Origin of the sequence: Streptomyces sp. NBC_01089 (genome assembly GCF_045162975.1) — a bacterium.
Lineage (GTDB): Bacteria > Actinomycetota > Actinomycetes > Streptomycetales > Streptomycetaceae > Streptomyces.
Genome location: NZ_CP108660.1, coordinates 6,161,757 through 6,178,855, shown reverse-complemented (window position 1 = coordinate 6,178,855; position 17,099 = coordinate 6,161,757). Strand labels below are relative to the sequence as shown.

Annotated in this window: 17 protein-coding genes; 9 read left to right on the top strand and 8 right to left on the bottom strand. The window is 72.8% G+C overall.

All coding sequences use genetic code 11. The annotated features are described in order from the left end of the window. Positions 1-46: 46 nt before the first annotated feature. The gene (gene npdG, locus OG510_RS27770) at positions 47-751 is read right to left on the bottom strand and encodes an NADPH-dependent F420 reductase (RefSeq protein WP_406140404.1); all 705 of its coding nucleotides are present in this window, start codon (positions 749-751) and stop codon (positions 47-49) included. A 95-nt stretch (positions 752-846) separates the two neighbouring features. Between npdG and OG510_RS27765 the strand changes: the two genes are divergently transcribed. Next, positions 847-1,449, top strand: coding sequence for a hypothetical protein (locus OG510_RS27765; protein WP_406140402.1), 603 nt, complete (start codon positions 847-849; stop codon positions 1,447-1,449). Positions 1,450-1,492: 43 nt separating this feature from the next. Further along, positions 1,493-2,791, top strand: a complete 1,299-nt coding sequence (locus OG510_RS27760; protein WP_406140401.1) for an MFS transporter — start codon at positions 1,493-1,495, stop codon at positions 2,789-2,791. An 11-nt stretch (positions 2,792-2,802) separates the two neighbouring features. Here the strand turns inward: OG510_RS27760 and OG510_RS27755 are convergent, their stop codons facing one another. Next, entirely contained in the window at positions 2,803-3,033 is a 231-nt protein-coding gene (locus OG510_RS27755; protein ID WP_164266862.1) for a hypothetical protein, read from the bottom strand. Positions 3,034-3,063: 30 nt separating this feature from the next. Here OG510_RS27755 and map point away from each other — a divergent pair, with 30 nt between their 5' ends. Together map and OG510_RS27745 are read left to right on the top strand one after the other, a co-directional pair. After that, on the top strand, positions 3,064-3,921 hold the full coding sequence (gene map / locus OG510_RS27750; protein ID WP_406140399.1) for a type I methionyl aminopeptidase: 858 nt from the start codon (positions 3,064-3,066) through the stop codon (positions 3,919-3,921). A gap of 129 nt (positions 3,922-4,050) precedes the next feature. After that, entirely contained in the window at positions 4,051-4,701 is a 651-nt protein-coding gene (locus tag OG510_RS27745; protein WP_406140397.1) for a heme oxygenase (biliverdin-producing), read from the top strand. A 113-nt stretch (positions 4,702-4,814) separates the two neighbouring features. On the opposite strand, the gene OG510_RS27740 is transcribed toward OG510_RS27745, so the two are convergent. From OG510_RS27740 to OG510_RS27725, 4 genes are all read right to left on the bottom strand, one after another. Beyond that, complete coding sequence (locus OG510_RS27740; RefSeq protein ID WP_406140395.1) at positions 4,815-5,822, bottom strand: urease accessory protein UreD; 1,008 nt, start codon at positions 5,820-5,822, stop codon at positions 4,815-4,817. 131 nt (positions 5,823-5,953) lie between these two features. Next, positions 5,954-6,694: an urease accessory protein UreF gene (locus OG510_RS27735; protein WP_406140394.1), complete on the bottom strand. Its 741-nt coding sequence runs from the start codon at positions 6,692-6,694 to the stop codon at positions 5,954-5,956. 226 nt (positions 6,695-6,920) lie between these two features. Then, positions 6,921-8,471: an HtaA domain-containing protein gene (locus OG510_RS27730; RefSeq protein WP_406140392.1), complete on the bottom strand. Its 1,551-nt coding sequence runs from the start codon at positions 8,469-8,471 to the stop codon at positions 6,921-6,923. Between the two features lie 92 nt (positions 8,472-8,563). After that, positions 8,564-9,967 (bottom strand): HtaA domain-containing protein, encoded by a 1,404-nt coding sequence (locus OG510_RS27725; protein WP_406140391.1) that lies wholly within the window; start codon positions 9,965-9,967, stop codon positions 8,564-8,566. A gap of 114 nt (positions 9,968-10,081) precedes the next feature. Here OG510_RS27725 and OG510_RS27720 point away from each other — a divergent pair, with 114 nt between their 5' ends. The 4 genes from OG510_RS27720 to OG510_RS27705 all read left to right on the top strand — a co-directional run bounded on the left by OG510_RS27720 (position 10,082) and on the right by OG510_RS27705 (position 14,332). After that, positions 10,082-11,104 (top strand): hemin ABC transporter substrate-binding protein, encoded by a 1,023-nt coding sequence (locus tag OG510_RS27720; RefSeq protein ID WP_406140390.1) that lies wholly within the window; start codon positions 10,082-10,084, stop codon positions 11,102-11,104. A 3-nt stretch (positions 11,105-11,107) separates the two neighbouring features. Beyond that, on the top strand, positions 11,108-12,220 hold the full coding sequence (locus tag OG510_RS27715; RefSeq protein ID WP_406140388.1) for a FecCD family ABC transporter permease: 1,113 nt from the start codon (positions 11,108-11,110) through the stop codon (positions 12,218-12,220). Between the two features lie 115 nt (positions 12,221-12,335). Next, positions 12,336-13,181, top strand: coding sequence for a heme ABC transporter ATP-binding protein (locus OG510_RS27710; protein ID WP_406140386.1), 846 nt, complete (start codon positions 12,336-12,338; stop codon positions 13,179-13,181). Between the two features lie 173 nt (positions 13,182-13,354). Beyond that, entirely contained in the window at positions 13,355-14,332 is a 978-nt protein-coding gene (locus OG510_RS27705; protein ID WP_406140385.1) for a hypothetical protein, read from the top strand. A gap of 137 nt (positions 14,333-14,469) precedes the next feature. Here OG510_RS27705 and OG510_RS27700 read toward each other — a convergent pair whose 3' ends face one another. Both OG510_RS27700 and OG510_RS27695 read right to left on the bottom strand, forming a co-directional pair. Then, a complete protein-coding gene (locus OG510_RS27700) occupies positions 14,470-15,198 on the bottom strand; it encodes a bifunctional DNA primase/polymerase (protein ID WP_164266539.1) in 729 nt (242 codons plus the stop codon). A 94-nt stretch (positions 15,199-15,292) separates the two neighbouring features. After that, complete coding sequence (locus OG510_RS27695) at positions 15,293-15,964, bottom strand: TetR/AcrR family transcriptional regulator (protein ID WP_406140383.1); 672 nt, start codon at positions 15,962-15,964, stop codon at positions 15,293-15,295. A 265-nt stretch (positions 15,965-16,229) separates the two neighbouring features. On the opposite strand from OG510_RS27695, the gene ddaH reads away from it, so the two are divergent. Then, positions 16,230-17,099 carry a dimethylargininase gene (gene ddaH, locus OG510_RS27690; RefSeq protein WP_406140381.1) on the top strand — a complete coding sequence of 290 codons (870 nt, stop codon included), beginning with the start codon at positions 16,230-16,232 and terminating at the stop codon, positions 17,097-17,099.

Sequence of the window (17,099 nt, the reverse complement as noted above, 5' to 3'; positions counted from 1 at the left end):
GGGCAAAGTCTGTTCGCCCCCAGTGTCCCCCATGCCCCGATCGCGCTCACACGTCGGTGACGCGCAGCCCGGCGTGGGCCTTGTAGCGGCGGTTGACCGAGATCAGGTTGGCGACCAGCGACTCGACCTGGTGGGCGTTGCGCAGCCGTCCGGCGAAGACGCCGCGCATCCCGGCGATCCGCCCGGCGAGCGCCTGCACGATCTCGACGTCGGCGCGCTCCTCGCCCAGCACCATCACATCGGTGTCGATCTCCTCGATGTCCGGGTCCTGGAGCAGGACGGCCGAGAGATGGTGGAAGGCGGCGGCCACCCGGGACTCCGGCAGCAGGGCGGCGGCCTGCTCGGCGGCGCTGCCCTCATCGGGCTTCAGGGCGTACGCGCCCTTCTTGTCGAAGCCGAGCGGGTTGACGCAGTCGACCACGAGCTTGCCCGTCAGCTCGTCGCGCAGCGACTCCAGGGTCTTGGCGTGCCCGTCCCAGGGCACGGCCACGATGACCACGTCGCTGCGGCGTGCGCACTCGGCGTTCTCCGCGCCCTCGACGCCGTGCCCCAGCTCTCCGGCCGCGGTCGTGGCGCGTTCGGCTGCGCGCGAGCCGATGATCACTTTCTGGCCGGCCCTGGCCAGCCGGTAGGCGAGCCCGCGGCCCTGGTCGCCGGTCCCGCCGAGGACGCCGACGACCAGGCCCGAGACGTCGGGGAGGTCCCAGGGATCCCGGGCGGCCGGCTGCTGTGCACTGTCGGTAGAAGTCATGGGCCGACCCTACTTGTTGGTACCCGGCACCCGTACGGATGAGGACCGGCCAACGGCCCCCCGCGGGACGGCCCGATGCGGCAGGATGCCGGGGCATGGATGCCGTACGGGTGGCGCTGCTCCGGGAAGTACTCGCCGGGACGGAGTGGCCGCGCGCGGCCCGCCGCTTCGCCACCGCGCTGCGGTCGTCGGTGGTGCCGCACGGCGGTGGGCTGCTCCTGGTGGGGACCGAGCGGTACGAGCCCTGGCATCTGGCGGCACATCTGGTGGACGAGGCCGCCTGGTCGGGGCTGCCCGAGCTGGCGCCCACCCTGGTACGCCACCGGGTCGGGGGCGGTGAGCCCGCGCATCTGGCCGTGGGGCTGGGCCGGATCGAGGCGGCGGGGCGGGGCGAGACGCTGCTCGTCGTCGCGCCTGAGCTGCCCGGCGAGGGGCTTCTGGAGCGGGTGCACGGGGCGCGGCGTGCGGGGGCCACCGTGCTGGCGCTGGACGGCGGGGATCCCGAGGTGCACGGTCTGGCGCACGAGACGCTGACCGTGGCGGACGGTGACGAGGTGGATCTCGACACCGTGCAGCACCTGGTCAGCGCTGCGGCCGGCGAGAACACCCTGCCCGCGCAGCGCGGCAAGCCACGCTTCCGCGACCGCCTTTCCCGCCTCGCCGACCAGCTGACCGCTCCCCCGCCGAGCCGCTGGTAATCCGGTTGCGGCCGGGCCGCGGAGCACCCGAACATGACCTCTCGTGGCTTCCCGCACGCGGCTCGGCGCGATCCTCCCCGACCTGACTCCCTGGCGCTCGTCCCGGGAGTTCCGGCTGCTCTGGATCCAGGGTCTGATCGCCTTCTTCGGCAGCTCGATGGCGCTGATCGCGCTGCCGCTCCAGATCAAGGACCTCACCGGGTCACCGGCTGCGGTCGGCGCCATGGGGGCGGTCGAGCTGGTGCCGCTGGTCGTCTTCGGGCTGTACGGCGGTGCGCTCGCCGACGCGGCCGACCGGCGCAAGGTCATCCTGGCCACCGAGGCGGGGCTCGGGGTGCTGGCCGTGCTGCTCCTGGTGAACGCGCTGATCCCCGCGCCGATGCTCTGGCCGCTGTACGTCGTGGCCGCCGGGGTCTCGGCGCTGGCCGGGCTCCAGCGGCCCGCGCTCGACTCGCTGCTGGCGCGGATCGTGCCGCACGACCAGCTCACCGCGGCCGCCGCGCTGAACGCGCTGCGCTGGCAGACCGGCGCGATCGCGGGCCCGGCGCTGGCGGGCGTGGTCGTGGCGTACGCCGGGTACCCCACCGCGTACAGCGTCACGGTGCTGGGCTTCACCGTCTCGGTGGCCATGTGCTCACGGCTGTCGCCCGCGCCGCCCTCGCACGACGCCGAGCGGCCGTCGCTGCGCGGGATCGCGGAGGGCGCCCGGTACGCGTGGAGCCGCCCGGTGCTGCTGGGGACGTACGCGATCGACCTGGCCGCGATGTTCTTCGCCTACCCGAACACCGTCTTCCCCTTCCTCGCCGACGATCTGCACGCCACCTGGGCGCTCGGCCTGATGTACGCGGCGGGGTCGGTGGGGTCGGTGCTGCTCAGTCTGACCAGCGGCTGGACGTCGCGGGTCAGACGGCACGGGCTCTTCGTGGTCTTCGGGGCCGCGGGCTGGGGTCTGGCGATCACGGCCGCGGGCTGGTGCACCAACGTCTGGCTCGTACTGCTCTGTCTGGCCTTCGCGGGCGCGGGCGACATGCTCAGCGGCCTCGGCCGCTCCACCATCTGGAACCAGACCATCCCGGAGGAGCTACGGGGCAGGCTGGCGGGCATCGAGGTGCTCTCGTACAGCGTGGGGCCGCAGCTGGGCCAGGTCAGGGCCGGCACCCTGGCCGGCTGGACCGGGACCCGGAACGCGATCTGGAGCGGCGGCCTGGCCTGTGTGGCGTCGGTGGGTGTGCTGGCCGCCGTGCTGCCGAAGCTGCTGACGTACGACGCGGACACCGACGCCGACGCGCGGCTGCGCCGCACCCGCAAGGAGGAGGCGGCGGCCGCGGCGGCGGCTGTCTGACGCGCGGGCCGTCAGCTCTCCTCGTCGGTGGGGGCGCTCTTGTCGTGCCACTTGGGGTCGGTCTCCCACTCCAGGTTGCGCTCGGCCGCCGTCTCCATGGCGTGGGTCGCCTCCTCGCGGGTGGCGTACGGGCCGAAGCGGTCCTTGGCCGGGCACTCGGGGCCCTCTTCGACCTTTTTGTGCTGGATGCAGTAGTACCACTCGCCCGGCTTCGCGGCCGTGCGCCTCTTGAACAAAGCCATGGTCGGCTCCTCTCTCATACACTCGCTGGCATGTCTGGCCAGTCACTGCTCGTACCAGGGGAGCTCTCTCCCACCCGTTCCGTACCCGGAAACATCCGGCGTCCCGAGTACGTGGGCAAGCCCGCGCCGACGCCGTACACCGGTCCGGACGTCCAGGACGCCGACACCGTCGAGCGTATGCGCGTCGCGGGCCGTATCGCCGCACAGGCGATGGCGGAGGCCGCCAAGCACATCGTGCCCGGTGTGACGACGGACGAACTCGACCGGGTCGCCCATGACTTCATGTGCGACCACGGGGCCTACCCGTCGACCCTCGGCTACCGCGGGTTCAAGAAGTCCCTCTGCACCTCGGTCAACGAGGTCATCTGCCACGGGATCCCGGACTCCACGGTGCTCAGGGACGGCGACATCGTGAACCTCGACGTCACCGCGTACATCAACGGGGTGCACGGGGACAACAACGCCACCTACCTCTGCGGGGACGTCGACGAGGAGTCCCGGCTCCTGGTGGAGCGGACCCGGGAGTCGCTCAGCCGGGCCATCAAGGCGGTCAGGCCGGGCCGCCAGATCAACGTCATCGGCCGGGTCATCGAGTCGTACGCCAAGCGCTTCGGCTACGGGGTCGTGAAGGACTTCACCGGACACGGCATCAGTACGTCGTTCCACTCCGGTCTGATCGTCCCGCACTACGACAGCCCGTACGCCACGGAGCTCATCCGGCCCGGTATGACCTTCACGATCGAGCCGATGCTCACCCTCGGCAGCTACGAGTACGACATGTGGGAGGACGGCTGGACCGTGGTGACCAAGGACCGCAGGCGGACCGCGCAGTTCGAGCACACGCTCGTGGTGACGGAGACCGGGGCGGAGATCCTCACGCTGCCGTGATCCGGATTGGCCGGGGGCGGGGCGGGGTACGGCTGTTACCGACAGGACGTCGGAAACCATTGACTTAGGTAAGCCTAAGCATAGAAGATCGAGCCAGGTTCCCGTCCCCCTCGGCCCCGGAGGTCCGCCATGGACGCCTTTTCGACGCTCATCCGCACCGCCTCTCACGAGCTGCACGACCAGGCCAATTCCGCGACGTTCATGAGCGACATGCTGAGCGGCAGGCTCGGGGTGGACGCCTACGCCCGGTACACCGAGCAGCTGTGGTTCGTGTACCGGGCGCTGGAAGAGGGCGCCGACGCGCTGGCCGGGGACTCCGTGGCGGGCCCCTTCATCCTCCCCGAGCTGATGCGCACGGCCGCGCTGGAGCAGGACCTGGCCCATCTGCGCGGGCCCGGCTGGCGGGCGGGGCTGCGGCCGCTGCCCGCCACCACCGCGTACGCGGAGCGGGTGACGCACTGTGCGCGGACCTGGCCGGGCGGCTATGTCGCCCACCACTACACGCGTTACCTCGGAGACCTGTCGGGCGGTCAGATCGTCCGCGACGCGGCGGAGAAGGCATGGGGCTTCCCGCGCAAGGGCGACGGTGTGCGGTTCTACGTGTTCGACCTGATCCCCAACCCGGCCGCGTTCAAGCGTGATTACCGGGAGCTGCTGGACTCGGTGGACGCGGACGACCTGGAGAAGCGGCGGATCGTGGACGAGTGCAAGCACGCCTTCACGCTCAACACGGAGATCTTCCGCGAGCTGGGGCAGGAGTTCACTCCGGTCAGTGCCTGAAGCACGCTTGAAGTTCACCGGCCGGGGCGGGAGTTCGCCCCGGCCACCGTCCGGCATGAGGCGTCCCGGCATGAGACGGCCCGGCGGGAGTTCGCCCGGCCGCGGTGCCCAGGTCAGCGGCCGGCGGTCCTGGTGGCACGGTCCGGGGCGCGCGAGCCGGTGAGCAGACGGCGTGCCGCGTCCCAGCCCGCGTGCCGGGCGGCCGCCACGGACTCCGCGTCGTCGCCCAGCACCCGCAACCACGCGCCGCAGTCGTGCGGCAGCACACTCACTCCGTACCGCAGCCCGGACCGCTGCCCCAGGCCGTCGAGCGCGGTGTGCAGGGCGTCGGCCACCTCGGCCGCGGGCGACCGGCCGGTCACCACGTACAGCGAGGCAAGCTGGGTGTGGCCGGAGAGCATGCCGGGGCCCGACACATCGTGCCGGTCCGGGCACAGCCGTACCGCGTCGAGGGCCAGCAGCCTGCCGTGCGGGCGGCGCACCTCCAGGTCGAGCCCGAGTACGTCGTACCCGTGGCGCCCGCCGGGCCCCGGCCGGCCGGCCGCCACCGTCTCGCCGACGACGAAGGTGGCCGCGGGGTCCGCGGTGATCACGGTGCGCTGGTAGAGCCTGGCACCCGGCAGCGGCACCAGCGGATCCGGCAGGTACTCCAGATACGCGTCGGGTCCTGCCGAGAGGTTGACCAGCCGGGTGGCATAACCCCGCTCCATCGCACGGACCTCGGTCGCGGCTCCCGTCGAGAGATGCGCTTCGGTGTCGGCGCCGCAGCAGACGTCGATACGCTGCCGGTCCTCCTGGACCAGGCCGCCCGCGACGGGGGCCAGCCGGACGAAGGCCATCTGCGGCCGCAGTGGGTCCGGGTACTGCGGCCTGCCGATCCGCAGCGGCATCCTGCTGTACCTGCGGACCAGTTCGGTGCGTCCGCTCTGCCGCTCGAACCCCATCTCCAGGAGGCCGATCCGGTTGGCGGGCTCCCCGGTGGCCGCGCCGGGGGCCGGGGCGTGCCTGGCCACTTCGGGCGGTATCCGGCCCGGGGTGTGGTGCGTGGCGGAGAGCCGCGACGCCCCGCGCGTGCGTCCCGTCGCCGACGCCTCGGGAATGTCGTCCGTGACAAGCGCCATGGTGATTCCTTCCGGTCTGACGGCCGGTGGGCCGGCAAGTCATGCGCTGGGCATTCGTGCGCTGGGAAGTCGTGGCTGTGAAGTCGTGGCTGGGAAGTCGTGGCTGGGAAGTCGTGCGCCGGGGAGCCCGGTCAGTGTGCGGGCGCCGGGGCCGGCGCACGGCCGGAAGTCCCCGACAGGGCCTGGGCGGCGGGCACACAGCCGCCCAGATCGGCGAGTTCACGACGGAGGGCGTCCGCCGTGACCTCCTCGATCACCGGAGCCGCCCCACGCAGCAGCAGCTGGGCCGCGCTGTGGTCGGCCGCCCCCGTACGCCGGGCCGCGGCGGCGAAGGCGGCGCAGAACGCGAACAGCTCGGCGGACACCGCCTGTTGGCGTGGCACACCGGCTCCGGCCTGGATGACGGCGGAGACCACCGCCCGGTTGCCCGGCGCCTCCCTGCGGGCGACCAGGGCGGCGAACTCCTCCACCGCTTCGGAGGGGAACACCGCACGGCCGATGTCGAGCATCCCCCGGCCGGCCCGGGTCGCGGCGGCCCGCTGCTCCCGGCCGAGCTTGGCGGCGTACAGCCGTTCGTCGATCTCGGCCACCTCGCCCCAGCAGCCCTCCGAAGCGGCGGCGTGGGCGAGGGCGAGGGCCGTCGCGTCGGACGGCCCGACACCCTGCCGCAGCAGGGCGTGCAGCAGGGGGCCGAGGCCGTCCTGCTCCACCTGGCCGGGCCGGACGAGGCAGTCCCACTCATAGGCGGGGTCGCACATACCGCCGGGAAACCCGGGGTCGGCCAGTTGCAGGCTGATCAGCAGGGACGCGTGCGGGCCCGGGGCGACCGGGGCTGCGGGCGTCACCGGAGGCCGGGGCCGGTCGGGCTGCACGGCACGTGGCGCCCCTGGCCGGTGCCGGGCGGACCGTCGGCACGTCGGACGGCTGTGGGGCCGTCTCCGTACAGGTACACCGGCTGGCCGACCATGGTTGCCTCGTTTCGGCGGTTCGGGCAGATCACTGAGTGGAGTCGGACACGGCGAAGGCCGCGCTTCCGACGCTACGAGAGCCCGCGGGACCTGCCACTCCAGACGGCCCGATGGAGTGAGCGGCGCGGGGTCAGCCGTGCGTACGCCGCCTGCGCGCCACGGCCACCAGGGCCGCACCCGCCGCGGCGACGGCGGCCGCCGCACCGGCGAGGACACCGGCCGGGATGTCCGTACCGGTGGAGGCGAGTGCGCCTCCGTCCGCGCCACTGCCACCGACGGAGCCGCCCGCCCCGCCCACCGAGCCGCCTCCGACAGTGGAGCCGCCCGCGGTACCGGATCCTCCGCCCGTGCCACCGGCGGCCGCGGTGCCACCGGCGGAACCGGCCGGGAGGTGGGCGTCCGCGCTGAGGGCGAGTGCCACCGTCACCGGGTCGATGGCGTCGCCCGCGTGGTAGAGGGAGCCCGTGGTCTCGTTGGCGAACTGGGCCGCGCCGTCCGCGGTGAAGACCGCCGGGACGTTCTTGAGCTGGACCACATCGTCCTTGGCCGTGTAGTCGGCCCCCGAGAGGTCGAGCGAGGCGAAGTCGACGTCCTGGTGCACCCCTTGGGGTGTGGTGACGTCCGCGCTCAGCGTGCCCGCGGCGCCCTTGGCCACGATGTGGATGTACGAGAGCGCGATGTCGAGTCGGTGCGCGCTGTAGAGGAACCGCACGCTGCCGTCGAAGGCGGCGCTCAGCGTCTTCTTCCCGCTGTTCAGGTCCGCCTGCGCGAGCGGGAAGGCGAAGACGTCCCCGCTCTTCTTCGCACCGGCCGCCGTGCTGATCTCGCCGCCGCTGAGGATGTACGTACGGAAGGACTTCTTGACGCCCCAGGAGAGCGTGCCGTCCACTGCCCGACCGGCCGGCGCCGGGGTCCCGGCCGGGGTCCCGGTGGATGTGGGCCCGGCGGTGGGCCGGTCCGTGGGCTTCCCGGTGGGCTTCCCGGTCGGCTCCTCGGTCGGCCCTGTGCTCGTGCCGGTGCTCGGGCCCGTGCTGGGGCCTGCACTGGGATCCGTGCTGGGATCCGTGCTGGGACCCGTACCGGGGTCAGTCGGGGATGCGAACTCCAGCCGTACGGTGACGGGATCGCCCGCGGCCCCGGCGTACGTCGCCGAGCCCAGCACGTCCCCCGCCTCCTTCGTGAGGGTCGCGGGCAGGTCCTCCATCGAGGCTCCGGTCGCCTTCACCTCGGCGAGCGGAACATCCTGCCGGGTGCCGCCGTCCTTGGTCACATCGGCGGTGATCCGCTGTGCACCGCTGTCGAACCGCAGGTCGGACAGGGTGACTTCGAAGCCGTGGCCCTTGGGCGGCGCGGGCGACGAGAAGGTGACGCTGCCGTCGAAGGCCGCCTTCACCGTGTGCGCGCCGGGGTCGTACGCGCCCTGGGCGCCGCCGAACCGGAAGCTGCCGTCGGTGTTGGTCACGGCGCCGTCGGCCGTTCTTGTCTCACCCGCGGCCATGCCGGTGACGTACGAGCGGTAGGACTCCTTGACGCCCCAGTCCAGAGTGCCGCCCGTGATGTTCAGCGGTGCCTTGGGCGGTCCGTCAGCGGCGAGTGCGGGCAGCGCGAACGCGGTGGCGCCGAGCGCGGTCACGGTGGCGACAGCGGCGGCGAGCGCCATCGGGCGACGGGTAACAGCCATGATCAGGTGTCTCCTTGAGAGATTGCCGACGTGACGGCGTAGCGAAAGGACAGAAGGAGTGGCTTGGCGGCCGGGGGGACGGAGAGCCCCGGTCAGCGCTGCTGTGCGCCCCGGCGTCTGCGGACGGCCAGGAACACCAGAGCGGCGGCGACGACTACCCCCGCGCCGAGAGCGGCATACGTCCCGGTGCGGCCGTCCGCCGACCGGGCCGCCGTGTCCGTGCCCGCGGTGGCCCCGCGCCCGGCCTTCGGCGCCGGGGCCGGTGTGGCGCTCGGTGTGCTGCCCAGGTCGGGCAGGGCGGGCAGGGCGGCCTTGTCGTCGATGGCGACGGCCAGCGACACCGGGTCCATCGCGGTGCCCGGCCGGTACATCGAGCCGAGGAGTTTCGCCCCGCCCGCGGTCAGTTCGGTGGGTGCCTCGTCGAGTGCGATCAGGCCGTGGTCGGCGGTGAGCCGCCCGGCCGCGAAGGTCACCACGGGCGTCCCGGCCGCGGAGAGGGTGCCCCTGCCGCCCTCGACCTTCACGGCCAGACCGGTGAGCCGCACGTCCAGCCGGGTCCCGGTGAAACGGACCGTGCCGGTGAAGTGCGCGTCGAGGGTCTGCTTCTTCTCGTCGTACGTGCCCCGGCCTCCGGCGAAGCGGAAGAGCGCGCCGCCGTCCTGGGCCCCGTCCGACAGGGTCCACTTGCCCCGGGCGACGGCCCCGGTGACGTACTCACGGTAGGTACGGCGCACACCCCAGTCGACAGCGGCGTCGCGGATGGCCCCTGCGGCGCTGTCCTCGGTGGCCTTCCCCGCCGGCTTCCCGGCCGCCGGCGTGCCGGAAGGCTTCCCGGAGGGCTCGCCGGGGTGCGTGGCCGGCGCCAGCACATCGGCCGACAGACTCACCGGGTCGAGCGCCGTACCGGCCGTGTAGTACCCGGCGAACGCGGTGGCACCCTGGGAAGTGAGCGTGGCCGGGAGGGAGTTGAGGGCGATCGGGCTGCCGCCGCCCTTCATGTCGACGCCGGACAGCCCGAGCGTGGCGAGGGGCACCTGCGCCGATGTGGTGAACCGCCCGGTGGCCCTGGACCTGCTGACCATGTCGGCGTACAGCGTGCCCTGCCCGGCGGAGATCCGGACGGTGGGGCGGCTGATGGTGAGGTCGAGTTCCTGGGTGCCGTCCGGTTTCCGGTGGCCGGTGAAGTGGACCCCGCCGGAGAAGGCCGCGGTGAAGGCGCCGCTGTCCGGGGCGTACGAACCGGCCGCCGAGTGGAACCGGAAGCGGCTGCCGCCCACCGTGGCGGCACCGCCCTGGAGCCCCCAACTCCCCTTGGCGATGGGACCGGTGACATAGCTCTGGAAGGAGGACTTGATCCCCCAGTCGAGCCGGCCGCCCTGCACCGTACGGCTTGCCGCGTGGGCCGTGGACGCCGGGAACAGGACCGTGAGCAGGGCCGTCGGCAAGGCCGCGACGAGTGCGACGGCAAGGACACGGACCGGTCTGAACGGCAGCATGGAATCCCCCCCGAAGGGCTGGCGAGTGAGGTAAGGCTAACCTAAGCTATCTCCGACTCGGCTGGAAGCCCTCCGGCCCGGGAACCCCGACGAACCGACAGGACGGTGTCCTCCGTGCGCACATCCCGGACGGCCGGTGTACTGCTCTCCGCGCTCGCCCTCGCCCTGGCCGCCACCGGCTGCGGTACGGACACCACGCCCGCCGCGCGCTCCACCGGCGGCACGGGCACCGCGTCCGCCGCCGCCCCCGCCGACCGCGTCGAACCCCTCGCGGCAGCGCCGCACCCCCGGCTCCCCGCGCAGATACGTTCCGCGGACGGGCGGCGGGTGACGGTCACTTCGACGGACCGGATCGTTCCGCTGACCGGCAGTCTGAGCGAGATCGTCTTCACTCTCGGGCTGGGCAGGCAGGTGGTGGCCCGCGACATCACCGCCACTTTCGAACAGGCGCGGAAGCTGCCGCTGGTGACCCGCGCGCACGACGTGTCGGCCGAGGGCGTCCTCTCACTGCGCCCGACCCTCGTGCTCGCGGACACCACGACCGGGCCGGTGGAGGCCATCGGGCAGATACGGGACGCGGGCATCCCGCTGGTCGTCGTCGACCCGGCGAAGGGCCTGGGCGACATCGGCCGCCGGATCGACGCGGTGGCCGGTGCGCTCGGCGTACCGGAATCGGGCGCGGCGCTGAAGCGGCGCACCGCCCAACGGATCGACGCCGTAAGGAAGTCCGCCCCCGTACGGAAGGGTTCGGCCAGGCCCCGGGTCGCCTTCCTCTATCTGCGCGGCAGCGCCTCCGTCCATCTGCTCGGCGGACGGGACTCCGGGGCCGCCTCGCTCCTGGAGGCGGCCGGTGCGGTCGACGCGGGCAAGGCGTCCGGTCTCGACAAGGACTTCACCCCGATCACCAGCGAGGCACTCGCCAGGGCCGCCCCCGACGCGATCCTGGTCATGACGGCGGGGCTCGCCTCGGTCGGCGGCATCGACGGTCTGGTGAAACTGCCCGGGGTGGCCGAGACCCCGGCCGGGATGGACCGCCGGGTCGTCGCGATCGACGACGGGGTGCTGCTGAACTACGGCCCGCGCACCGACCAGGTACTGAAGTCCCTGGTCACGCAGTTGTACGCGAACGGGAAGTGATCCATGACCACCCGTACCCCCGTCCCCGCACCGGCCGAGGGCACAGCGGCGGGGCCGGCCGGGCCCGCCCCCGGCCCCGAGCCGCGCCACCGGCGCCCGGCCGCCGCCCTGCTGACGGCCGGTCTGCTCTGCGCTCTCGTCCTGCTCTGTCTGCTGTCGGCGGGGACCGGCGCCTACCACATCCCGCTCGGCGACGTCCTCGCCTCGGTCCTGCACCGGGCCGGTCTCGGCGGCTCGGGACTCGACCGGGTCGGCGAGAGCGTCCTGTGGAACGTGCGGCTGCCCCGGGTCGTCCTCGCGCTGCTCGTCGGCGGCTCGCTCGGCTGCGCGGGCGCCCTGATGCAGGGCGTGTTCGGCAATCCGCTCGCCGAACCGGGCGTCATCGGCATCTCGTCCGGCGCGGCGGTCGGCGCGGTCGCCTCCATCGCTCTCGGGCTGACGTTCCTCGGCAACTGGACGGTGACGGTCTGCGCGTTCGCCGCCGGTCTGGTGACCGTGCTGCTGGTGTACACGCTGTCCCGCTCGGGCGGACGGACGGAGGTCGTCACGCTGATCCTCACCGGGATCGCGGTGAACGCCTTCGCCGGGGCGCTGATCGGGCTCTTCATCTTCTTCGCCGACAACGCCCAGATCTCGCAGATCACCTTCTGGCAGCTGGGCTCGCTCGCCCAGGCGACCTGGCCGAAGGTCCTCGCCGTGCTGCCGTGCGCGGTGTTCGGGCTCGCGGTGGCGCCTCTCACCGCGCGGAAGCTGGACCTGCTGGCGCTGGGCGAGCGGCCGGCCCGGCACCTCGGTGTCGACGTCGAACGGCTGCGGATGGTGCTCGTGCTGGTCGTCGCGCTGCTCACGGCGGCCGCGGTGGCCGTCGCCGGGATCATCACCTTCGTGGGGCTGCTGGTCCCGCATCTGCTCCGGATGGCGAACGGCCCCGGGCACCGCTTCCTGATACCGGGCAGCGCGCTGGGCGGCGCGGTGATCCTGGTGGCCGGCGACCTGGCGGCCCGGACGGTGGCGGCCCCTGCCGAGCTGCCGCTGGGGGTGCTGACCGCGCTGTTCGGCAGCCCGTTCTTCTTCTGGCTGCTGCGCAGGACGCGCCGACGCACCGGATGGACGTAGCGGCTGCCCACCCCGCCCACTCCCAGCGCCTGCTCCTGCTCCTGCTCCTGCTTCGGACCCCACCCCGACGCCGTACCGCCGAGGCCCCGACTCCCCCGTACCCATGAGGCGACCCATGCTCCGAGCCCTCTTCCGGCACCGCCCGCGGCAGCTCCCCGTGCCCCGTCCTCCCGGCGCCGCGCTGGCCCATGCCGACCGTCTCTGTCTGAGCCTGGCGGGCCGTGCCGTCCTCCGCGGTGTCGACCTCACCGTCCGGGCCGGTGAACTCCTCGCTCTCGTCGGCCCGAACGGCGCCGGAAAGTCCACGCTGCTCGCCGCTCTGGCCGCCGACCTGCCCGCCACCGACGGCGGGGTACGGATCGACGGGCGCCCCGCCACGTCCTGGCCGCCCGCCGAACTCGCCCTGCGCCGGGCCGTACTCCCCCAGTCCGCCGGCCTCTCCTTCCCCTTTCCCGTCGAGGAGGTCGTCCGGATGGGCCGCGCGCCCTGGGCGGGCACGGAACGCGCGGACGACGACGCACCGGCCGTCGCCGACGCCATGGCCGCCACCGAGGTCGGCGGATTCGCCGCCCGCCCCTTCCCCTCGCTCTCCGGCGGTGAACGCGCCCGGGTCGCCCTGGCCCGCGTCCTCGCCCAGCGGACCCCGCTGCTGCTGCTCGACGAACCGACCGCCGCACTCGATCTGCGCCACCAGGAACTGGTGCTGCGCATCTGCCGGGAGCGGGCCGCCGCCGGGTGCGCGGTCGTCGTGGTCCTGCACGACCTCGGGCTTGCGGCCGCGTACGCCGACCGGGCCGCCGTACTGCACGACGGACGGATCGCCGCCGACGGCCCGCCGTCCCGGGTCTTCACCGAGGAGCTGCTGAGCCGCGTGTACCGGCAGCCCATCGAGGTGCTGGCGCATCCGGGCACCGGGGCTCCGCTGATCATCCCGAAAAGGGCGCCGTCCGGGACGGCTTGAGACCCGCCACGGTCCGCCCGTGCCGCGCTGCCGGCCGGCTCCGCGGGCGCGTGCGGTGCTCCAGGCAACGGTATGGGTGCTGTATCCGGTCCCCACGCCCGTGTCCTTCCTCGCCCCGGTAGGGTTCACCACGTCCTCGAAGGCAGCGGGATCGCAGGAGCAGAAGGCAACTCATGGGCAGGCTGGGGCGGCTGGCGGCGGGGCTCGCGACGACGGCGGCGATAACGCTGACGGCGAGCGGGTGCATGACGGTGCACGGCGAGCTTGAGGTCGTACCGTCGGCGACGAAGGCTGAGGCGGCGCAGGCACTCGCCGCTTTCACCGCCGCGTACAACAAGGCGGACAAGGCGTACGACCCGGCTCTCGACGCGGGCCGGGTCACCGGTCCGCTCGGGGCCATCAACCAGGCGGGGCTCAAGGCACGGCACGTCACCACTCCGGCGGGCAACGCCCAGCACTCGGACCTGAAGCTCACCGACGCCAAGTTCATCATCCCGAAGAAGGCCGGCTGGCCGCGGTGGTTCATCGCCGACACCGACTCCAACCGGGACCAGGACGGCGGCAGCGGCGACACCCGCTGGCTGGTGGTGTTCGTACGGGACGCGGTCGACCAGCAGTGGAAGGCCGCCTATCTGTCGGTCCTGCGCCCGTCCGCGGTCCCCGATTTCGTCACCGACAAGGACGGCTGGGCGCAGCCCGCCGAACCGGCCGACGCCTCACTGGCGGTGGCGCCGCAGAAGCTCAGCGGTGAGTACGCCGCGTATCTGAAGAGCGGCCGCCCGGACCACTTCGCACCGGGCAACGACACCACGGCCTGGCGCCAGGCACGGGAGAAGAACGCGAACCTGCCGGGGCTCTCCACGCAGTACGTGGACCGGGCGCTCACCGACGGCGACTACCGGCCGCTGGGGCTGGCCATCCGGGGCGGCGGGGCGCTGGTGTTCTTCTCCACCCGCTACTACGAGCAGCAGACCGCGGCGAAGGGTCTGCATCTGACGGTGCCCGCGGATGTGAAGGCGCTGACGACCGGTGACGCGAAGAGCACCATCACCAAGGAGCTCGTCTCCAGCCAGGTGGCGCTGGTCCCGGCGAAGGGACAGGTCACCATCCTCGGCCGGCAGGCCGGGCTGACGGCCGCGAAGGGCTCGTAGACGCAGCTGGGCTCCAGGCGCCGCTGGGCCCGGCTGGGCTCGTGGGCGCTTCGGGGCCCGGCAGAGGTCCCGCGGTAGTTCCCGCGGGGCGCACTCCGGTCCGCCTCCGTGCGGCGGACCGGGCGCGGTACGGCTGCTCAGCGGCCGAGGGGCCACGCCACCGCGTGCGCGTCCTGGTCGCCGTCCGAGTGGCGCGCGCAGGCGTCGGTGAGCGTCTCCAGGAGGGTCAGCGGGTCGGGCAGCGGATGTTCGAGCCCGCGCACCCAGTCGACACGGGCTTCACCGGGCAGCCGGGCGGGCGGTACGAGCACATAGCTGCCGCGGCAGTGCCAGCGCAGGCCCGGGTGCTCGTCCATCGTCTCGGGGTGGCAGTCAAGCTCGCACGGCCACCACTCGTCCTCGTCCTCCGGCGTGCCGCGGGTGGCGGTGAAGAAGAGCATCCGGTCGGTGCCCGACTGGGCGACGGGCCCCACCTGGACACCGTGCGCGAGCAGCCGCTCCAGCGCACTGCGCCCCGCGTCGAGCGGCACGTCGAGGACGTCGAGGACCATGCCGGTCGCGGTGATGAAGTTGGCCTCGGGCTGGTTGCGGACCCAGCGCTCGACCTGGGCGCGGTCGGTCGTGGACTGCGTCTGCCAGGCGAAGGAGAGGGGGTGCCTGGCCGGGGTGGGACAGCCCACGCGGTCACAGGAACAGCGGTATCCGACGGGGTGGGCGGCAGGCGAGAGAGGCAGGCCGGCTTCGGCGGCGGCGACGAAGAGCTTCTCGCGCTGGAGGTCGTCTGGAGGGGATTGTCTGGGGCGGCGGCGCAGCCACTGGGTCATTCTGCTCGCCGGGCCACGGTCTCGGCCGAACTCTGTTCCCATCTATCCCCTCACCTCACCCGCTGCATGCACCACGGACCCTCCATGCTGCCACCATCCTGCGCCCCGGGTGACCACACTTACCGGCCGGGGTGGTTCAGCCACCGTCAGGACGGGCTCCGATTCCCCGCAGCACCTGGTCCACACAGATGTCGGCGAAGGCGTGGGTGAGCGGATTGGTGCGCTGGAGCCAGCGGTGGGTGAGCGGCCCGACCAGCATCTCCACGGCGATCCTGATGTCCACGTCAGCGCCGATCTGCCCGGCGGCCACGGCGGACCGCAGCCGCTCCTCGTACAGTCCGAGGGCCGGTTCGAGGAGTTCGCGGGTGAAGCGCCGGCCGAGTTCCGGATCGGTGGACCCGGCCGCGGTGAGGGCGCGGGCGGGGGCGTCGTACTTCTCGTCGTTGAACTGGTCGACGGTGAGCCGCAGCACATGCTTGAGGTCGGCCGCGATGTCGCCGGTGTCGGGGAAGCCGCCCCACTCGCCCTCGTCCTCGGCGTCCCCGGCGAGGGCGACGGACGCGTCGAGCAGGACGGCCGCCTTGGACGGCCACCAGCGGTAGATCGTCTGCTTGCCCACTCCGGCGCGGGCGGCGATGGCCTCGATGGTCAGCTTGTTGTAACCGACCTCTCCGACCAGGGCGAGCGCCGCGTCGAGGATCGCTCTGCGGGAGCGTTCACTGCGGCGGCCGGCATCCGGTGACCTGGCGGGCGGCTTCGCTTCGGGTGACGGGGAGGGGGAAGGGGAAGGGGAAGGAGGCGGGGCCATGGAGGGGAATCTAACATCGGTGGATCCGATACGTATCGTCTCGGTATCCGTGTGATGTGCCGCTTCCGTACGGAGGCCACTTCCGTACGAGGGCCGCTTCCGTACGGCGACCGGGTCCTGGGGGCGGGTCCGGCGGGCGGGTCCGGCAGGTGGGTCCGGCAGGTGGGTCCGGCGGCCGCAGCCGGGACCGCAGCCGGGGCTTTTCGGCCACCGTCGGTGAACCACCCGATCGGTGCACAGCGCGCGAGGCCCCGCAGGGCGGACCATGGCAGCAGCCGGCTGCACACCCGCAGCCCATGTCCGCCGTGAGGAGCCCTCATTGCCTCGTGACGCCACACCCCGGCGCTATCTGATGTGCCCACCGGCACACTTCAGGGTGACGTACTCCATCAACCCGTGGATGGACCCTTCGAAACCGGTCGAACTTCCCCTGGCCCTCGCCCAGTGGGAGGACCTCCGCGACCGCTACCGCACGCTCGGCCACACGGTCGAGATCCTGGACCCCGGGCCCGGCCTGCCCGACATGGTCTTCGCGGCCAACGGCGCGACCGTGATCGACGGGCGGGTGCTCGGCGCCCGCTTCGCCCACCCCGAACGGACCGAGGAGGCCGACGCGCACCTGGAGTGGTTCCGCGCGCACGGCTTCAGGACAATCCACAAGCCCGTCCATGTGAACGAGGGCGAGGGCGACTTCGCCGTCACCGCCTCGTACATCCTGGCCGGGCGGGGCTTCCGCTCCAGCCCGCTCTCGCACGACGAGGCGCAGGAGTTCTTCGGCCGCCCGGTGATCGGGCTCGATCTGGTCGACCCCCGCTACTACCACCTCGATACGGCGCTGAGTGTGCTGGACGAATCGGCGGACGAGATCATGTACTACCCGGACGCCTTCTCGCCCGGCAGCCGTTCCGTCCTGGCCAGGCTCTTCCCCGACGCACTGATCGCGGCGCCGGAGGACGCCGCGGCGCTGGGGCTCAACGCGGTGAGCGACGGCCGCCATGTGCTGCTGCCGCAGGCCGCCGTCGGTCTCTACGCACCGCTGCGGGCCCGCGGATTCGAGCCGCTCGGCATGGATCTGAGCGAGCTGCTCAAGGGCGGCGGCAGCGTCAAGTGCTGTACGCAGGAGCTGCGTTCGTAG